Source organism: Actinomyces mediterranea, from assembly GCF_900155595.1.
Taxonomy (GTDB): domain Bacteria; phylum Actinomycetota; class Actinomycetes; order Actinomycetales; family Actinomycetaceae; genus Pauljensenia; species Pauljensenia mediterranea.
Map to the genome: position 1 here is coordinate 1,060,206 of NZ_FTPB01000004.1, position 20,535 is coordinate 1,080,740.

General features: G+C 60.7%; 9 protein-coding genes. 7 read left to right on the forward strand and 2 right to left on the reverse strand.

The genetic code is table 11. The annotated features are described in order from the left end of the window. Nucleotides 1–44: 44 nt before the first annotated feature. From BQ7471_RS08835 to BQ7471_RS08845, 3 genes are all read left to right on the forward strand, one after another. Nucleotides 45–872 carry a ParA family protein gene (locus BQ7471_RS08835; RefSeq protein ID WP_205408298.1) on the forward strand — a complete coding sequence of 276 codons (828 nt, stop codon included), beginning with the start codon at nt 45–47 and terminating at the stop codon, nt 870–872. Between the two features lie 185 nt (nt 873–1,057). Continuing rightward, on the forward strand, nt 1,058–2,344 hold the full coding sequence (locus BQ7471_RS08840) for a ParB/RepB/Spo0J family partition protein (protein WP_076465641.1): 1,287 nt from the start codon (nt 1,058–1,060) through the stop codon (nt 2,342–2,344). Nucleotides 2,345–2,636: 292 nt separating this feature from the next. After that, a complete protein-coding gene (locus tag BQ7471_RS08845; RefSeq protein ID WP_076465643.1) occupies nt 2,637–3,266 on the forward strand; it encodes an HAD family hydrolase in 630 nt (209 codons plus the stop codon). A 13-nt stretch (nt 3,267–3,279) separates the two neighbouring features. On the opposite strand, the gene BQ7471_RS08850 is transcribed toward BQ7471_RS08845, so the two are convergent. Together BQ7471_RS08850 and BQ7471_RS08855 are read right to left on the reverse strand one after the other, a co-directional pair. Continuing rightward, the gene (locus BQ7471_RS08850) at nt 3,280–4,245 is read right to left on the reverse strand and encodes a D-alanine--D-alanine ligase family protein (protein ID WP_076465644.1); all 966 of its coding nucleotides are present in this window, start codon (nt 4,243–4,245) and stop codon (nt 3,280–3,282) included. A 47-nt stretch (nt 4,246–4,292) separates the two neighbouring features. Then, nucleotides 4,293–5,627 carry an aminotransferase-like domain-containing protein gene (locus BQ7471_RS08855; RefSeq protein ID WP_076465646.1) on the reverse strand — a complete coding sequence of 445 codons (1,335 nt, stop codon included), beginning with the start codon at nt 5,625–5,627 and terminating at the stop codon, nt 4,293–4,295. A 271-nt stretch (nt 5,628–5,898) separates the two neighbouring features. Between BQ7471_RS08855 and BQ7471_RS08865 the strand changes: the two genes are divergently transcribed. The 4 genes from BQ7471_RS08865 (at nt 5,899) to BQ7471_RS08880 (ending at nt 20,471) form a co-directional block, all read left to right on the forward strand. Next, nucleotides 5,899–11,961: an Ig-like domain-containing protein gene (locus tag BQ7471_RS08865; RefSeq protein ID WP_083663338.1), complete on the forward strand. Its 6,063-nt coding sequence runs from the start codon at nt 5,899–5,901 to the stop codon at nt 11,959–11,961. A 105-nt stretch (nt 11,962–12,066) separates the two neighbouring features. Continuing rightward, complete coding sequence (locus tag BQ7471_RS08870) at nt 12,067–18,129, forward strand: Ig-like domain-containing protein (RefSeq protein WP_076465651.1); 6,063 nt, start codon at nt 12,067–12,069, stop codon at nt 18,127–18,129. 58 nt (nt 18,130–18,187) lie between these two features. After that, nucleotides 18,188–19,153, forward strand: a complete 966-nt coding sequence (locus BQ7471_RS08875; RefSeq protein WP_076465653.1) for an AAA family ATPase — start codon at nt 18,188–18,190, stop codon at nt 19,151–19,153. A 4-nt stretch (nt 19,154–19,157) separates the two neighbouring features. Then, nucleotides 19,158–20,471 (forward strand): DUF58 domain-containing protein, encoded by a 1,314-nt coding sequence (locus BQ7471_RS08880; protein WP_083663339.1) that lies wholly within the window; start codon nt 19,158–19,160, stop codon nt 20,469–20,471. Nucleotides 20,472–20,535: the final 64 nt, after the last annotated feature.

The window sequence follows — 20,535 nt, forward strand, 5'->3', positions numbered from 1 at the left end:
AGAACCAGAGCAACACTCCCCTGCTCTCCCTCGTCGAACAGAATATGCACGACCGGCAGATGCTCGATGCCGCCGAGTTCGGCAAGCCCGCCAAGACGCAGGTGATCGCGGTTGCGAATCAGAAGGGCGGCGTCGGTAAGACGACATCGGCGGTGAATCTCGCGGTGGGACTCGCGATGGGCGGCCTGTCCGTGATCGTCATTGACGCTGACGCTCAGGGAAATGCGTCGAGCGCATTGGGCGTCGAGCATCCGTCGGGCACGCCGTCGACCTATGACGTCATCATCGGGGGCGCTTCTCTTGCGGGTGTCCTCCAGCCGTGTCCCGATGTGGAGGGCCTGTCAGTGTGCCCGTCAACCATCGACCTGTCGGGGGCGGAGATCGAATTGGTCGATCTGTCGCGCAGGGAGTTCCGCCTCGCGGAAGCGATGCGCGAGTTCCTCTCGGTCAGGCGCGATGTCGATGTCATCCTCATCGACTGCCCGCCCTCGCTTGGGCTTGTCACCCTCAATGTTATGGTGGCCGCGGATCAGGTTCTCATCCCGATTCAGACGGAGTATTACGCGCTTGAGGGGCTGAGTCAGCTGTGGTCCACTATCGACCGGATTCGCATCGAACTCAATCCGAAACTCCACGTGTCGACGATGTTGCTGACGATGGCGGACAGGCGCACGAGGCTGAGCGACGAGGTCGAAGTCGAAGTCCGATCGCACTTCCCCTCCCTCACGCTGCAGACGGTGATCCCCCGCTCTGTGCGAGTCTCCGAGGCTCCCAGTTACGCTCAGTCCGTCATCACTTACGATCCGCGTAATGTTGGTGCCCTCGCCTATCGGAAGGCCGCGCTGGAGTTGAGTCATCGCCTCGCGGGCTGAATGTACTATTTCTCAGGCTGTGCTGAAATACCATGGGACATGGTCATATATCGATTATGTCAGTTCTGTTTTCGATGTAACTCCGCTATGTTGATACATCGTTGCTGCTTCCATGTGTGAACGGGTTCGAAAGAAGCTGTTTCACGTGAAACAATGGACCAGGCATGTAATGAGAAGGAGATGTCATGGCGGAGAAGTCCACTAAAGCTCGATCGGGTTCTCGTCATTCGGCGCTGGGACGAGGCCTCGGGGCTCTTATCCCGAATCAAGTAAATGATACGGACTCCCCTGCTCCGCAGTCCTCAGATCCGCTCGATGTCTTCTTTCCGGGACAATCCTCGCTCAGCGGCGGACGCGAGCGGGGCGGTTCGGCACGCGACCTCCTCTCTCCCGGCGTTCAGCGGCGAAGCGCTGCGAAGAAGTCATCGCGTTCACGTTCTGCCACTTCGGCATCAACCGATGCCTCCCATTCAGTGTCCAAAGGTTCAGACTCGAAGGCGGGTGCCACCGGCATTCCGTCTCGGACCACTGACGAGACCCGTACATCGCCGACTGCGTCGCCGGTAGATACTTCAATTCCTTCAGTCAATGTTTCACGTGAAACACCGAATGAGCTCCTCCCTGTTCCGGGCGCATCCTTCGCGGAGCTTGAGCTTGAACACATCGTCCCCAATACCCGCCAGCCGCGTGAAGTCTTCGATGAAGAGGAACTCGCTGAACTCGCCGCCTCAATTGCCGAGGTCGGTGTTCTCCAACCGATCATTGTGCGTCCGATTAACTACGATGCGAAGCCAAATGAGCGGATGCAGGAGGCCTTGGAGGCGAAGCCGAATGCACGATACGAGCTCATTATGGGTGAGCGGCGTTTGCGCGCATCGGAAGCTGCGGGACTGACTTCCGTTCCTGCGATTATCAAAGATACTGATGACTCGGATCTGCTTCGCGATGCCCTGCTTGAGAATCTTCACCGGGCACAGCTCAATCCACTCGAAGAAGCATCCGCTTATGAGCAACTCATGGCGGACTTCGGTGCGACGCAGGAACAACTTTCGAAGAAGATCGCTCGTTCACGCCCGCAGATTGCGAACACCCTCAGGCTGCTCAAACTTCCGCCGAGTGTTCAAAAGATGGTGGCCGCGCAGGTCATCTCCGCCGGACATGCTCGAGCGCTTCTCGGCCTCGCCACGACCGATGACATGGAAGCACTTGCACAGAGGATCATTGCTGAGGGGCTGTCCGTTCGCACGACGGAGGAGATCGTGAGACTGGGTCGGGTCAAGAACGTCAGTAGGCAGAGAACCCGCAGGTTAAAGCCTATTTCATCTCTTGGGGAACAAGTCGTGTCCGTCATGCAGGACTTCTACGATACGCGTGTGACGATCACCGAAGGCGCTAAAAAAGGCAAGATCATCATCGAATTTGCAGGTGCCGACGACCTCCAACGGATTGCCGACATCATGATGCGCAAGTGAACCTCGAGTCGATGAGAGGCCGCAGTGTTTCACGTGAAACACTGCTCCGAATAATGATGGTGAAACCGTCGTTTCCGCATTTCGATGCCGCATCGTCTATCAATGGTGGAGGGAGAAGTTCCTTGTTGCAGAAGGTCATTCCCTGACGGCATAGTACAGGATTCAAAAGTGCACACACGTACTAGGCAAGTCCTGACTCGAGTTGCCTCGTGGTGTTGCCCACTAAAGTGGTTGAAGCGCGCCTTCACATCAGACAATGAATCAACGTCGAACCAGCGAAGGAGTTGTCGTCATGCCCGAGTCCTTGGCATTGCGCCCCATACTCTTCGACATCGGCGGCGTCATTGTCGACTCCCACCCCGATCCTGAACATATCGCTTCACTCATCGGCGACGAATCACCCACTTTCGTCTCCCTCGTCGACCAGGCCATGTGGGCCCACCGGGACGCCTATGACGCCGGCTGCTCGGATCGTGAATTCTGGGACCGAGTGTCGGGAGACTGTGGAAAACCGCAGGTCAGTGACGAGACACTGGCACAACTCGTCGACTACGACGCCATGCGGATCCACGACGCGAACCCCGACACACTCGCCCTCATTAATGAGCTTCACGACACCGGAGTACCGCTCGGAATCTTGTCGAACGCCCCACATCCGATCGCACGGGAACTGCACAACACGCAATGGGTGAAGGCTTTCACCATCTTCGCCTTCTCCTGTGACATCGGAGCATGCAAACCCCACCGTGCGATTTACCGGCGAGCCCTCGAACTCCTCGATTGCTCAGGATGCGATGTCACATTCATCGACGACCGCAAGCGCAACGTCCGCGCAGCCGAACTCGTCGGCATCACAGGACTCCTATGGAACGGCGCCGAACAAATGCGCGCACAACTGGTGGAACTTGGTTACCTCGACTGAGTCGAAGACCCTGTCATCCCTCGATAGTCTCGGCCCCTGCGCGCCCCGAGGCAACGAAGTCGACAATCCGGCAACACACATCGGTGAATGAGCTGGCGGCATCCGCAGCCTGCGGGAACAGGGACGTATCCGTCATCCCGGGCATGACATTCGCATCAATGAACCAGCAGACGCCTTCGTCATCGACGACGAAGTCGATGCGCGACAAGTCCTGCAACCCGAGAATCCGGTGAGCTTCAAGGGCCGCATCGCGAAGGGAATCGAGGACTTCGGCGCCAAGACGGGCGGGAATGAAATACTCGGTTGAATCCGTCGTATAGCGCGCAGCGTAGTCATAGCGCCCGCCGTCCGTGCAGATCTCCACCGGGGGCAAGGCAACAGGACCGTCCTCGAGGTCGAGGATCGACACGGCGATATCCCGCCCGATGATGAGCCTCTCAATCATGATCCGCTCGCCATAGGCGAAAGCATCGACGAGGGCAGAGCGCAGTTGCTCGGTGTCATCGACGCGCGAGATTCCCAACGCGGAACCCCCATCAGTCGGCTTGATGACGACGGGGAACTCTGATTGCGAGGTGATCGCATCCAGCACGTGAGAGGCACCGATCTGGCGGAAGAGGATCTGGGGGAGTGTCACCCAGCCTGGCGTCGACATGCCCGCCGAAGCGACGAGCGACTTCGCCGTCGGCTTATTGGACGCGAGCATCGCCTGAATGGCCGGCGACCCGACGAAGGGGATGCCGATCGACTCGAGAAGTGTCTGCAAGGATCCATCCTCGCCGATGGAGCCGTGGACGAGGGGCCACACTACACCGGGTGCGAAATCGTCGATAGTGGAGGTGAGCGTCTGGTCGACATCACAGAGGCGCACCTCGTATCCGGCCTGGGTGAGGATATTGGCGACTCGGCGCCCTGATCGTACCGACACATCGCGCTCATGGGTGAGTCCGCCCGCAATGATGAGGACCTTCGTGTTCACAGTGTCTCCCGTCGTGTAAATCCTTTAAAGAAAAGCATCAGAGCAGATCAGAGCGTATTTGGTGCGGGGGCGACACCAGGACCGACCTCGTTGATGTTGACGCGGTGGAACCCGGCTCCGAACATGTCGACAAGCTCCTTCTCCGCATTGACCACCGTGGACAGGCGCCTGACCCCCTCGCGAATGTCATCCGGAGTCGGATAGCAGAACGACAGGCGCATATGATCGGCGCCCTGACCGTCGTAATAGAACGCGGTTCCGGACACGTAAGCGACCCGGGCGCGCACCGCACGCGGAAGCATTGACTTCGCATCCAGTCCCTCGGGAAGAGTCACCCACGTGTAGAAGCCCCCATCGGGGTGAGTCCACGAGCAGTCGGGCATGAACTCTTCGAGGGCGCCCATCATCGCCCGGCAGCGCTCGGCGTACATCGCCCTGAAAGACTTCACCTGCGAATACCAGTCATAGCTCGACAGATAGTCGGCGATCGCCATCTGACCGACCATTGAGGGGGAAAGGATCGCAGACTCGGAGGCGAGGACGAGCTTGTCACGGATCGCATGCGGCGCATAGGCCCAGCCGATGCGGAAACCAGGCGCGAACATCTTCGAGAACGATCCGAGGTAGACGACGCCCTCCGGGGAGAAGGACTTGAGCGCGGGCATCGGATCGGAATGGAAGCCGAGCAGGCCATAGGGATTGTCCTCCAAAATGAGGACCCGTTCGCGCATGCAGATCTCAGCAACAATGGGGCGGCGCTCGAGTGAAAGGGTGACGCCCATCGGATTGTGATAATTCGGGATCGTATACAGCATCTTGATGACGCGGCCCGACGCCCGCACATCGCGGATCACCTGTTCGAGCGCCTCCGGGATGATGCCATTGTCATCCATGGGCACATGGACGACATCCGCTTGGCGGGCGCGGAACACTCCGAGTGCGCCGACATATGAGGGGGCCTCGCCGAGAATGACGTCGCCGGGATCGATGAACAACTCGGTGACGAGGTCGAGGGCCTGCTGCGAGCCCGTTGTCACGACAATGTCATCGGGGTCGGCGCCGATGATACCGTCATAACTCATTACTTCTGTGATGCGTTCGCGCAGCACCTCCCAGCCTTGGCCGGACCCGTATTGCATGGCCTGAGCGCCATGAGTGGTGATGAGGCGCTTGGCGGATTCCGCGAGCCGATCGAGGGGAAGGTCCTTGAGGTTCGGCATTCCGCCTGCGAGGGAGACGACCTCGGGGCGTGAGACGACGGAGAACAGCGCGCGGATTTCGGAGGCCCGCAGGTTATGGGCTCGACCCGCATAGGCGTGGAACCACGGGTCGAGTCGGTTTCCCTGCTGATCGCCATCCGAATGGTGCGCTGTTTGGCTCACTGGACCTTCCTATCGTGTGGGCACAAGTGCCGGGGGCGGGGCAGTCTGCCGCAAGGTGATGCGGACAACACTGAGGACATTGTGCCACTATCGCGGGTGCGCCGAGGAACGCGGCCAATAGTGAATACGGTGTGACGCATTCCTGATCGACATGCGATGGCACCATGTAGCACACTGATTATCAACTATTGAATAACGTTGCCCTGAGGACTCGGCAGAATCTCCACAGGGACTCCCCATCAACATACTCATCTCCTATGGAGGTTTTTACATGCCCCGTCGTATCGCAGGTCGTCATGCCCTGACGGGCATCGCTGGTGTGCTCAGTATCGGTGCGCTGATCCTCGCGGTTCTGTCTCCCGGGGTCGAGGTGGAGCAGGTTGATATGAATGATGGTGGGGTGTGGGTGACGAATGCGTCTCGTGGTCTTGTTGCTCATGTCAATGTGCCTGCGCGTCTCTTGGATTCGGGTTTTCATGCGGCTTCTACGGTGTTCGATGTGTATCAAGAGGGGGAGAGTGTCCAGGTTCTGGATAAGGAGGTGGGGACGCTTACTCCGGTGGATGTTGCGGTGTCCGCTTTGATGACGCCGGTGGAGTATTCGGGTATGTCGACGAGTGTCGGTGGTGGCACGGTGGCGATCACGGATACTAAGGGTGGTCGGGTGTGGGTGCAGCCGACCTCGCAGATGGAGTCGTTCAACACCGACGAGGTTGAGCCGACGATCTCGGGTATGCCGGGCGCGGTCGCTACTGTTGATGTGACGGGCGGGGTTCATGCCGTATCGGCGGAGGCGATGAGGGTTGTGTCTTCTGTGCCGCGTGGATCGTTGGCGAATACGAGCGAGGGACGGCTCGTCGGTGTGAGTGCTGGCGATAGGCTCCAGATCGCGGCGGTCGGGACTACTGCGGTTGTTTGGGATGCGGATACGTCGCAGTTGCATCTGCCGGGTGGGCAGGTTCGTCCGATCGACGCTGGCAGCGTGGTCTTGCAGGAGTCGGGCCCTCAGTCTGATCATGTGCTTTTGGCATCAGCGGATGGTCTTCTCAAGGTTCCCTTGAAGGGGGGAGCCGTCGAGGAGGTTCCTGCTCCTGCTAGTGGGGGTGTTCCGTCGCGTCCCGTTACACATCAAACTTGTTCTTATGGCGCGTGGTCGGTGACGGGTGCGTTTGTGAGGGATTGCCCGTCGGATTCCGACGACAGGGAAATGGTCGTTGAGTCGCTCGTATCTGCGGAGAAGACGGTCTTTCGGACGAATCGGGATGTCATTGTCCTTAATGACATTGAGAAGGATGGCTTGTGGCTGCCTGATTCTGACATGATCCTCGTCGACAACTGGGATCAGATCGAGTCGAAGCTTGAGTCTGAGCAGGAGTCGGAGGAGGAGTCTGTCGAGGAGACCAGTGAATCGATGCTCCCGGATCGTACGCAGGAGAACACTCCGCCAGTCGCCGTTGACGATGAGTTCGGTGTGCGGGCGGGGCGTACAACGATGTTGCCGGTGTTGATGAATGATTCAGATGCTGATGGTGACTTCATGACGGCCAGTGTCGTGTCGCAGCCTTCCATCGGGGAGGTGAGTGTCGCCCGAGAAGGCGCGGCATTGCAGATTGCGGTACCGGCGGAGGCGACCGGCGCGAGCACCTTCGACTACGAAGTATCCGACGGGCGTGGCGGAACAGCACGGGCTCGGGTCACGGTGTCTGTTCACGGTGATGAGATCAATGGTCCGCCTGAGCAGATGGTTGTTCCTTCGGTCTCTCTCGCGTCGGGGCGCCGGGCGACGGTGAATGCTCTTGCCAATTGGATTGATCCTGATGGTGATCCTTTCTATTTGGCGAGCGCCACTGCTCCTACGGGGTTGTCGGTTCGTTCTCATGAGAATGGGACTGTTGATATCACGGAGGCGGGTCATGGTGTTGGTAAGGATGCTGTGAATTTGCGCGTGTCTGATGGGCGCGAGGAGGGAGAGGGCATCATCAATGTGACGGTCATTGACTCGGGGAATGAGGCCCCTGTTGCGAATGCTGATCATTTGGTGGTTCGCGAGGGGTCGTCGGCGACGATTTCCCCGATGGGTAATGACACGGATGCGAATGGCGACACTCTGCGCTTGGTGCAGATCGATCAGGCGCCTGCGGGGATCACTGCGGTGATGGATGGAACGACGGGGATTGTCACCGTCGAAGGCGTTAGTGTCGGTACCTATTACCTCTCGTATGTCATTACCGATGGTCCGTTGACGGGGACGGGAGTGATCCGCGTTGATGTCGTCGCTGCGGATGTTGAGCTGCCGCCGTCCGTTGAGGACGATATGGGTGTCCTCGCTGATGGGGGAGAGGCTCTCGTCGACCTGCTCGCGAATGACTCCGACCCGACGGGTGGAGTACTCACCGTTCAACAGGTTGATGTCCCCTCAGGATCTTCCCTCGTGGTCGCACTGGTGGATCATCATCTGGCGCGTGTGACGGCTCCTCGTGGGTTGGCGGCCCCGGCGACGTTCACCTATGCCGTGTCTAATGGGGCGGCGACTGCGAAGGGAACGGTGACGATCCTGCCGAAGCAAGCGCAGGCGGGTTCTGAGCCCCCTGAGTTGACGGATGACTCTCTTGTCGTGCGTACGGGGGATGTCGCGTCGGTTGCGGTGTTGGATAATGATCGTTCGCCGGGTGGTTTGAAGTTGACGGTGTCGAATGATCTTCAGCATGAGATTCCGTCTGATCTGGGGACTGTGTTCATTTCGAATAATGTGATTCGGGTGCGTGGTGGTGAGCGTGCTGGTTCGGGTCGCATTGTGTATACGGTGTCGGACACGATGGGCAATGTTGCTTCTGCGGTTGTCAATCTGACTGTTGTGGGGATGGATGAGACGACGAACACCGCGCCACGGCCCAAAGAAGTCACGGCGCGTACCGTTGCTGGGCGGCCGGTGACGTTGACGATTCCTCTTGATGGGATTGATGCCGAGGGCGACTCGACCACGCTCGTCGGACTGGGATCGGCGCCCAGACTCGGCACGGCGACTCAGGTCGGCTCGACTTTCGAATACGAGCCGGGCATCGATTCGACGGGGACGGATTCTTTCACATACATCGTCGAGGATTCTCTGGGCAAGCAGGCCGTGGGTCGTATCCGAGTCGGCATCGCCCCTCGTGCCGCCCTTAACCAGAATCCAATCGCCATGCCCGACCTCGTGCGCGTCAAACCGGGTACCAAAGTATCCGTCGCGGTCCTCGCCAATGACATTGATCCTGATGGGGATCCGTTGACTCTTGATGCGGGGTCGTTGACCAGTACGACGACAGGACTTGACGTGTCGGCTCGTAATAGTCGCGTTGTCATCATGGCTCCGCACGATGAAGGCACGCACGTCGTCTCCTACCGCGTTGAGGACGGCGCGGGAGGTTTTGCCGAGGGCGTATGCACAGTCGTCGTCACCGAGAACGCGCCGCTTCTTGCGCCGATCGCCCGCGATGACGAGGTGACGCTCAACCAGGTGCAGGCCTCCTCAGGCGCGGTAACAGTCGATGTTCTCACCAACGATGAGGATCCGGATGGGGACATTGAGGATGTGACCCTGACCAACAATGACGACGGCGTAAGCGTTGCGGCGGATGCTCTGGTCATCGCGACGAAACCACAGGCGCGCATGGTCGTCTACACGGTGACGGATCGTGATGGGTTGTCGGCCTCAGCTGTCGTGCGTGTTCCCGGTACTGAGGTGACGCGGCCGATTCTGAATACGCAGAATCTGCCGATTCGGGCCAAGGCCGGTGAGGCGAAGGATATCGCCTTGGGCGATTACATCATTGCGCGTGAGGGCCGTTCGGTCATGCTGACGAGTGAGTCGAAGGTCAGTGCGGGCCTGGGGTGGGATGGTTCACCTTTGGTGAAGGATTCTCGGACTTTGTCGTTCACCGCGTCGCAGGACTTCTCGGGGTCGACGTCGATCACAGTCGAGGTGAGTGATGGTGCCGACCTCAATGACTCGAGCGGTGCAGTGGCGACCGTGTCACTGCCCATCGAAGTCGAGGGCGCGAACAATCGTCCCCCTGTATTCACCCCCACTGCTATTGAGGTCGCTCCCGGCGAAGGGGCTGTCGCCTCTGACCTGGCGTCATGGATCTCGGACCCCGATGGCGATGATCCCACATCGATGACCTACAGGATCACGACACCCATCCCCGACGGGCTCTCCGCGTCGATTTCGGGCACGACCCTGTCGGTCTCGGCAGGATCCGATACGGCTAAGGGGCAGGCGGGGTCGATCGGCATTGAAGTTGTTGATCACAACGGTCATAGCGTGACGGGAACAGTCCCTGTCACAGTGGTCGCCTCGTCGAGGCCGCTTATTCAGACAACCCCGGCACAGGTCACGTTGAATGCGGGTGAGTCACAAACGGTCGATGTCGCACAATACGCGACCAACCCCTTCGCGGATCGCGGCCCCCTTCGAGTCCTGCCTTCACCGGGTGTGACCGATGGCGGTACCGCTTCGGTTTCGGGTACCCAGATCACCGTCAGTGCGAACGCCGGGTTCACTGGCTCCTTCACGGTGACCTACCGCCTCCAAGACGCCACGGCGGACACGGAACGCGAAGTTCAGGGCACGATCACCGCGACGGTGCGCGACAAACCCGAACCTCCGAGCGCTGTACAAGCGGTGTCGAATAGTGCAGGGTCCGCGCTCATTTCCTGGACGGCGGGTTCAGCCAATGGCGCACCCATCACGGGATTCACCGTCACGGACCATACCCAGGGAGACTCAAAGTCCTGTGGCCTTGTCACGACATGCCTCTTCGATGGGCGCAGGAACGGCATCGACCATGCCTTCTCAGTGACGGCGACCAATGAGGTCGGTGAGTCCCAGCCATCAGCGCAGGCGGTGGTCAATATCGATATTGAGCCGGAGACTCCCGCTGCGCCGACCGCCACGCCGGAGGATCAGCAGATCACGGTCACGTGGACGGCGCCCCACAATGAGGGCTCGCCGATCACCAACTATGAGGTGTCCCTGTCTCCGGGAGGAACGGTGGAAGTCGGGAACGCCACTTCGTACACCTTCACCGGTCTGCGCAATGGTGCAGAGTACGTCGTGACGGTCAGGGCGATGAACTCGAAGGGGTGGTCGCAGTCATCGGCCCCCTCACGATCGGTGGTCCCCTACGGCGCCCCCGGCGCCCCCTCTTCAGTATCCGCGTCTTACGCCAACCTCGGATCCGGCACCGGTTCATCCGCTACGATCGACGTGTCATGGGGGGCTTCTGCACCCAATGGGCGAGCGGTGGAGTACTACCTCGTGTCCGTCGCGGGCGGCACTCCCAAACGAGTCAATGGCACCCAGACCTCCACGTCAATGGAGGGCATCGGCTTCTCGAACGACAGGGTCGGGGTCACTGTCGCTGCCGTCAACGACTCGAGCAAGGCGGACAGCCATACGTCACCCGTCTCCCACACCTCGCTGTGGGTCGTCGGTCAACCCCTCGCGCCCGCCGCTGTGTCGGCCAGCGCGACCGGCAATGACAACGAGGTGAGCCTTCAGTGGAGTCCCAGCCCCGCCGGCCAGGGATGGAACCCGAGCGACTTCACCTACCAGTGGAGGGTCAATGGGGGCGGATGGGAGCGACTGTCCGGCACGACCCTTACCGGCAACGGATTGACGAACGGTCAAGCGGCGAATATTGAAATCCGCGCCGTCGGAACGAAGATCGACGGCAATGGGACATCGTCGCCGACCGTTGGAGCGAACTCCGTCACCCCCTACGGTCCGCCCACCGTACCGACCATGTCGTGCTCGGGAGGAGTCGAAAAGGTGTCGTGCTCCTGGTCCGGTGGCAGCGGCAACGGTCGCGATGCGACCTACACCCTCAGCGCCGGTGCGAGCGGAGAGGTCGGGGCTTCGGGCTCACGCGACTTCGAAGTCTCCGGCGGGGCGACGCACCAGCTGTGCGTGACCGTCACCCAGCAAGAGAGTGGAAAGACGGCGCAGAGCTGCGACTCGGCCACAGCGCAAGAGCGTCCGCCGAGCACGACCCTGACAATGTCCGGCCTCAGCGGCACCCTCAACTTCGTCAACTCCCCCCACGCGGGGGCGACAGTTGAGCTGCGCTGCTGGAACGCCGGACCCGGAGGTATCATCTGGCCCGACAACAAGGCCAACAAGCCGGGCAACTATCTCGGGGCGAGCAGCTACGTGACAATTCCCAAGAATGGAACGTTGAACTTCACCTGTCACGGGAACGAACTGGATCCCAGCCTCAGACCGAACGCGAACTTCCACGTCAATATCGTGAACGTATCCGGCTGGGCCTCACTGCAATGGGTGGGCCTGTGAGCGTGACGACGAGTCCGCTGCGCCGTGGAGGATTACGGCTGCGCCCCGAGGTGATGAGAGTGTCTTCTCGTCTGTCGGGGAGTGTCCGTTCGGCATCGAGCGACAATGGAGGTTGTGATTGTGCAGGCGCGTGACATCAAGCGTCGACTTCTGACTGCGGTGACGACGGGTCTTGGAGTATGCGCTCTCGTTTTGGCGATCCTCTCTCCTGGTGTCGAGGTCGAGCAAGTCGACATGAATGACGGTGGGGTGTGGGTGACGAATGCGTCTCGCGGCCTCGTCGCTCATGTCAATGTGCCCGCGCGCCTCATGGACTCCGGTTTTCATGCTGCTTCCGCAGTATTCGACGTCTTCCAAGAGGGCGAGAGCGTCCAAGTCTCCGATGGTGTATCCGGGACGCTCACCCAGGTGGATGTCGCAGCTTCCGCTTTGATGACACCCGTCGAGTATTCGGGCATGTCGACGAGTGTCGGTGGTGGCACCGTGGCGATCACGGACGCGACGAGCGGTCGAGTGTGGGTTCAGCCGACCTCGCAGATGACGTCCTTCAATCCTGATGACACTGAGCCCACGATCTCGGATATGCCGGGCGCGGTCACGACTGTTGATATGGCGGGCGGCGTCCATGTCGCCTCAGCGGAGGCGATGAAGGTTGTGTCCTCCACGCCTCAGGGCTCCCTAAGACGCTCTTCTGACCGGGAGCTGACCGGTGTCGCTTCCGGCGCAGAGTTGTCGATTGCGGCGGTGGGGTCCCAAGCAGTGGTGTGGGATGCGTCGGCGTCGGCACTGTACCTGCCCGGCGGCGTCCAATCGGTTGAGGGAGACAGTATCGTCCTGCAAGAGTCCGGCCCCAAATCCGACTACGTCCTGCTCGCATCTGCCGACGCACTGCTCAAAGTGCCTCTCAAAGACGGAGACATCGAGGAGATCACGGCCCCCGCAACCGGGGGAGTCCCGACGCGCCCCGTCAACCACTCCGGCTGCTCCTATGGCGCGTGGTCGGTGACGGGTGCGTTCGTGCGGGACTGCCCATCGCAAGAGGACGATCGGGAGATGGTCGTCGACTCACTTGTTTCCGCAGAGAAGACTGTCTTCCGGACGAATAGGGATGTCATTGTTCTCAACGACATTGAGAAGGATGGACTGTGGCTGCCTGATTCTGACATGATCCTTGTCGACAATTGGGATCAGATCGAATCCAAGCTCGAATCCGAGCAGGAATCCGAAGAGGAATCCGTCGAAGAGACCAGCGAATCGATGCTCCCGGATCGCACGCAGGAGAACACACCGCCGGTCGCCGTCGACGATGAGTTTGGTGTGCGTGCGGGACGCACGACGATCCTGCCCGTCCTCATGAACGACTCGGATGCCGATGGTGATTTCATGACGGCGAGCGCGGTGTCGCAGCCCTCTATCGGTGAGGTGAGTGTTGCCCGAGAAGGCGCGGCGCTGCAAATCAGCGTCCCAGAAGGCTCAACAGGAACCAGCACCTTCGAATACGAAGTATCCGACGGCAGAGGAGGGGCCGCACGGGCCCGGGTCACGGTCTCCGTTCACGGTGATGAGATCAATAGTCCTCCTGAGCAGATGGTCGTTCCCTCCGTCTCCCTTGCGTCGGGGCGTCGGGCGACGGTGAACGCCCTCGCTAATTGGATCGACCCGGATGGTGACCCCTTCTACCTGGCGAGTGCTACCGCCCCCACAGGCCTGTCAGTCCGCTCCAATGAGAATGGCACCGTCGATATCACTGAGGCGGGTCATGGTGTTGGTAAGGATACTGTGAATCTGCGTGTGTCTGATGGTCGCGATGAGGGTGAGGGCGTCATTGATGTGACGGTCATCGACTCGGGGAACGAGGCCCCCGTCGCGAATGCCGATCACCTTGTCGTCCGTGAAGGAGCCTCGGCGACGATCTCCCCGATGGGTAATGATACGGATGCGAATGGCGATACTTTGCGCCTTGTGCAGATCGACCAGGCACCCGTCGGGATCAATGCGGTCATGGACGGCACCACCGGCACCGTCACCATCGACGGCATCACGGTCGGTACCTATTACCTGTCCTATGTCATTACCGATGGTCCGCTTACGGGAACCGGAGTGATCCGCATCGACGTCGTCGCCGCAGATGAAGACCTACCGCCGTCCGTGGAGGACGATATCGGTGTCCTCGCAGATGGGGGAGAGGTCCTTGTGGATCTGCTCGCCAATGACTCCGACCCGACGGGCGGAGTACTCACCGTCCAACGAATTGATGTTCCCGCGAATTCGCCGCTGTCAGTGGCCCTCGTCAACCATCAATTGGTCCGCGTGACATCGCCCAGGGGACTCAATGGCTCTTCGGCCACCTTCGGGTACACCGTGTCCAATGGGGTGATGACAGCGAGTGGAATGGTGACGATTCTGCCCCGATCGGCATCGTCTGAATCACTACCCCCCGAGTTGACGGATGACTCTCTTGTCGTGCGTACGGGGGATGTCGCGTCGGTTGCGGTGTTGGATAATGATCGTTCGCCGGGTGGTTTGAAGTTGACGGTGTCGAATGATCTTCAGCATGAGATTCCGTCTGATCTGGGGACTGTGTTCATTTCGAATAATGTGATTCGGGTGCGTGGTGGTGAGCGTGCTGGTTCGGGTCGCATTGTGTATACGGTGTCGGACACGATGGGCAATGTTGCTTCTGCGGTTGTCAATCTGACTGTTGTGGGGATGGATGAGGATGCGAATACTGCTCCTCGGCCCAAAGAAGTCACGGCGCGTACCGTTGCTGGGCGGCCCGTGACGTTGGCGATTCCCCTTGATGGGATTGATGCCGAGGGTGATTCGACGATGCTCGTCGGATTGGGCTCTGCCCCCAAACTCGGCACAGCCACTCAAGAAGGAGCGACATTCCGCTATGAACCGGGGCGGGATGCCAAGGGCACGGATTCCTTCACGTACATCGTTGAGGATTCTCTGGGCAAGCAGGCCGTCGGCCGCATCCGCGTGGGCATCGCACCCAGGGCGGACCTTAACCAGAACCCAGTGGCGGTAGCCGACCTCGTGCGCGTCAAACCGGGCACCAAAGTATCCGTCGCGGTCCTCGCCAATGACATCGACCCTGACGGGGACTCTCTCTCCCTTGACCCCGATTCTCTCACGAGCACGACAACGGGCCTCGAAGTGACCGCCCGCAATGGTCGGGTTGTGGTTATTGCTCCGCAGGAGGAGGGGACTCATGTTGTGTCGTATGGGGTTGAGGATGGTGTTGGTGGTTTTGCTGAGGGTGTGTTGACGGTTGTTGTGACGTCGAATGCTCCTCTTCTTGCTCCGATTGCTCGTGATGATGAGGTGACGTTGGAGCAGGTGCAGGCTTCGTCGGGTGTGGTTGTGGTTGATGTGTTGAGTAATGATGAGGATCCGGATGGTGATATTGAGGATGCGGTGTTGTCGAGTGATGATCCGGGTGTGAGTGTTGTTGCGGGTGGTGTGAGTGTTGAGGCTGGTGCCAAGGCGCGGATGGTTGTGTATACGGTGACGGATCGTGATGGGTTGTCGGCGTCTGCGGTGGTGCGTGTTCCTGGTACTGAGGTGACGCGGCCGATGTTGAATACGCTGAATTTGCCGATTCGGGCGAGGGCTGGTGAGGCGAGGGATATTGCCTTGGGTGATTATGTCGTTGCTCGTGAGGGTCGTTCGGTGATGTTGACGAGTGAGTCGAAGGTGAGTGCTGGCCTGGGGTGGGATGGTTCGCCTTTGGTGAAGGATTCTCGGACGTTGTCGTTTACTGCGTCGCAGGATTTTTCGGGGTTGACGTCGGTGACTGTTGAGGTGACTGATGGTGCTGATTTGAATGATTCGAGTGGTGCGGTGGCGACGTTGTCGTTGCCTATTGAGGTGGAGGGTGCGGCGAATCGTCCGCCTGTGTTTACTCCGACTGCTGTTGAGGTTGCTCCGGGTGAGGATGCTGTGGTGTCGGATGTGGCGTCGTGGGTGAGTGATCCTGATGGTGATGATCCGTTGTCGATGACGTATCGGATTGTGTCGGATGGTCTTGTGGGTGTGTCGGCGTCGGTGTCGGGGTCGTCTTTGTCGGTGTCTGCGGGTGCTGATGCTGCCAGGGGCCCTGCAGGAACGATCGACATTGAGGTGGTCGATCAACAAGGCAACACCGTGATGGGAAGCGTGCCTGTCACAGTGGTCGCTTCGTCGAGGCCTTTGATTCAGACCACTGCGGCGGAGATCACGTTGAATGCGGGTGAGTCGCAGACCGTTGATGTCGCGCAATACGCGACCAACCCCTTCGCCGACCGCGGCCCCCTCCAGGTCCTGCCCTCCCCAGGTGTGACCGACGGCGGTACCGCATCGGCCTCGGGCACACAGATCACCATCAGTGCGAACTCTGGGTTCAATGGCTCTTTCATGGTGACTTACCGACTCCAAGACGCCACGGCGGACACGGAACGCGAAGTCCAGGGCACGATCACCGCGACCGTGCGCGACAAGCCCGACGCCCCCACCGCCATGACCGCCGAATCCAATACCTCCCAGTCAGCGATCCTGTCGTGGACTGCGGGGGCGGCCAATGGCGCGCCCATCACGGGATACACGGTCACCGACCACACCCAGGGCGATTCTAAGGACTGCGGAGTGAACACCCAGTGCATCTTCACCGGCAGGACCAACGGACAGAACCATACGTTCTCAGTGACAGCGACCAACGAGGTCGGCGAATCCGCCCCCTCCAATCAGGCGAGCGTCAATATTGACATCGAACCAGAGACTCCAGCTGCGCCGACGGCCACGCCGGGGGATCATGAGATCACGGTGACGTGGACGGAGCCTCATAACGAGGGCTCACCCATCACCAACTACGAGGTGTCCCTGTCACCGGGGGCAACGGCGGAAGTCGGGAACTCCACCTCGCACACCTTCACCGGTCTGCACAATGGAGCCGAGTACATCGTGACGGTGAAGGCAAAGAACTCGAAAGGATGGTCGCAATCATCGCCCTCATCACGCTCGGTCATCCCGTACGGTGCTCCCGCAGCCCCCGCTACTGTCTCTGCGAACTACGGGGGACTCGGATCCGGCACCGGCCAGGTCGCCACAGTCGACGTGTCATGGTCGCCGGGCGACTCCAATGGTCGCGCCATCGAGTACTACACGGTGAGCGCCGGAGGCGTCGTGAAAGAGGTCGCGGCGCCCTCGACGAGTACAACGCTGCAGGGCATCGGATTCTCCTCGGATCAAGTGACGTTCACTGTGACGGCGACGAATGATCGTGCCCAAGCGGCATCAAGAACCTCGCCCGCCGCGAGTACATCAGCCTGGGTCGTCGGCCAACCCCTCGCGCCCGCTGCCGCGTCGGCCAGCGCAACCGGCAACAACAACGAGGTGACCCTCCAATGGAGCCCCAGCCCCGCCGGCCAAGGATGGAAGTCGAGCGACCTCGCCTACGAGTGGCGAGTGGCAGGGGGTTCGTGGGCGCCTCTCAACGGTTCCACCGTCAGCGGGAATGGTTTGGCGAACGGTCAGGCGGCGACGATCGAGATTCGCGCCGTCGGAGTGAAAACCGGTGCCTCCGCAGCATCCCCAGCAACAACAAGCGAACCGGTGCTGCCCTTTGGCATACCGACGCCCCCCTCCGTCACCTGTCGCCCCGGCGGTGTCGGATGGGTCGACTGTTACTGGAGTGGCGGGAGTACTGGCGGAAGGGGTGCGCAGTTGGTTCTCGGTGGCAACACAAGTGAAACGATCAGCTGGAGCACTGACGGGCACCGTGCATTCAATGTCGGTGAAGGTGCATCAGCATCCTTGTGTATTTCAGTCGTGCAAGACACCGTTGAAGCAGGTAGGCGAAGCGCCGATGGTGGATGTGCAAGCGCCGTCGCTCCCCGATACGAGAGAAGTTACTCGACTTTCGCTGGCGGGAATGCGACCATCACCACTGGCAGTGGCGCAGGTAAAGTCGGAAACCGTGTCGGCGTCAACCTGTCCGGATGGCCACCCAATGGCAATGTTTCCTGCTCGGGCACGTGGGATGGAAGAGGTGTTTCCACGACTATCACTGTTGATGGCAATGGTGGGTATAGGGGAGAACCTTCATGGACTGGAGGCTTCTCCGGTATCTTGATTTCTACCGATCAACGGGACTGGAACAATCCACCGTGGTTCACTTGCCGTTAGAAGACAATTACACCATCAATCGTACGGATGACTCGAATAAAGGAAAAGGACACTACTCGTGACAGTTACTGAAGAAAACGCACACTGGTTCGCCGACGCCTTCGCGAAGGTCGTCGACAATGTCGGAAAGGCACTCCTCGGGAAAGAGGATGTTATCCGACTGGCACTGACCTGCATGTTCGCCGAAGGACACCTGCTCCTCGAGGATGCACCCGGCACCGGCAAAACCGCCCTCGCCAGGGCCATCGCAGCGACAGTCCACGGCACCCATTCGCGCATCCAATTCACCCCCGACCTGCTGCCCTCCGACATCACGGGCGTCACGATCTTCAACCAGCAGACCGGGAGCTGGGACTTCCACGAGGGCCCCATCTTCGCGTCCATCGTCCTCGCCGACGAGATCAACCGAGCCTCGCCCAAGACCCAGTCGGCTCTCCTCGAAGTCATGGAGGAGTCCCATGTGACCGTCGACGGCGTGCGCCACGAAACGGGTCGCCCCTTCATGGTCATCGCCACGCAGAACCCGATCGAACAGGCCGGCACCTACCGCCTGCCCGAAGCTCAGCTCGACCGTTTCCTCATGAAGGCGGAGATCGGCTACCCAGCACACGACGCGGGCGTGGAGATCATTCTCGGATCGGCGACCCCCGACCGTTCCCGCTCCCTCACTCCCGTCATGTCCTCGAAGATCGTTGCCGATATGGCGGATCTCGCCGCACAGAACTACGTTGACCGCTCCGTCGCCTCCTACGTTCAAGACCTGTGTGAGGCGAGTCGGCGCGACCCCGAAGTCCGCATCGGAGTGTCCACCCGAGGCGCGATCTCAATGATGCGCGCCGCCAGGGTCTGGGCGATCGCCCAGGGCCGCAACTATGTCACCCCCGACGACGTGCGCACTCTCGCCGTGAGGGTCTGGGCGCACCGCCTCGTCCTCGACCCGGACGCGGAGTTCGGCGGAGCGACCCGCGAAGGCGTCATTGAGCGCGCCCTCGAAACGGTCGCAGCACCCACCTCGAAGGGCTGATGCCGTGGCACGCCGTTCGGTTGCCGATACACAGCACCTCCGCGACGATCTCAACGTCCTCACAAGGGCGCGCCTCATCGGCATGCGCCGATGGGTCGAGGCCCGGACCGCCTGGGAGGAGACCTACGCACTGGCGAGGAGGATCCCCGTCCTGGGCACGGTTGTTGCCGTCTTCGCGTCGATCACCCCTCTCGGGTGGGGTCTGCTCATCACCGGGATCGTCGCAACAGCCGCAGGGCTCATCAATTCCTGGACCGAGGTCGCCATCGTCGGACTCATGTGCCTCGTCCTCGTCTTCATCGCCCTCGCATGGTCGATGGGCAGGGCGGGACACGTGATCTCCCTGGAACTTGCGCGCCCCCGCGTCACAGTGGGGGAGAGGGCCCTGGGCGAACTCGCCATCTCCAACCCGACGTCGCACCGACTCGGCGCCGCCCTCGTCGAATTGCGCGTGGGAGCGGGCGCCAGCTCCTTCATCTGTCCCACCCTCGCGCCCGGAGAGTCGCATGAAGAGGTCTTCGGCATCGCCACCACTAGGCGCGGTATCGTCGAAGTCGGACCGGCCTCCACCGTGCGCGGCGATTCCCTCGGACTCGTGCGCCGCGTCCAAACCTGGTCGGAGGCGACCGAACTATTCATCCACCCCACAACCGTGCACATGGTGGCCTCCACCATCGGATTCATCCGCGATATTGAGGGGGCGACGACCCAGGATCTCTCCTCGGCGGACGTGTCCTTCCACGCGCTGCGCGACTACGTGCCCGGCGATGACCGGCGCAATATCCACTGGCGCACCACAGCCCGCACCGGCACACTCATGGTCCGCCAATTCGAGGAGACCCGGCGCTCCCACCTCCTTATCGTCCTCGACCTCGATGTTGACGCATGGGCCGACGAGGACGAGTTCGAGACCGGGGTGTCCGCTGCAGCCTCCCTGACCCGTGCCACCATGGGTGAGTCGAAAGAGGTGTCCATCCACACTCAGGCGGGGGCGCTCAAGACCCCCACGATCCGGCACGCCATGGATTCCCTGTCGGGGGTCGAACTCGTCTTGGGAGCGGAGAGGCTCATGACACTCGCCCAGAAGGCGGGCGTTGAAGCCGCTCAAGCATCCACGGCGGTCCTCATCACCGGATCTCGCACATCAATGGGTGACCTGCATGCGGCGCTCGCCCGCCTCCCGCTCGGCATGATCGTCACCGGGGCGCGAATCGACACCGACGGCGCCCTCGACCTGCGCACACTTGGCGGGATGCCCGTCATCACGGTTCCCACCCTCGACGACTTCTCCATCGCGATGTGGAAGGCACTCGGATGAGCATGACGCCCGCATCTTCCCCATTGACACGCGCCCAGCGTACCGCTGTGGGGGGACGTTCGGC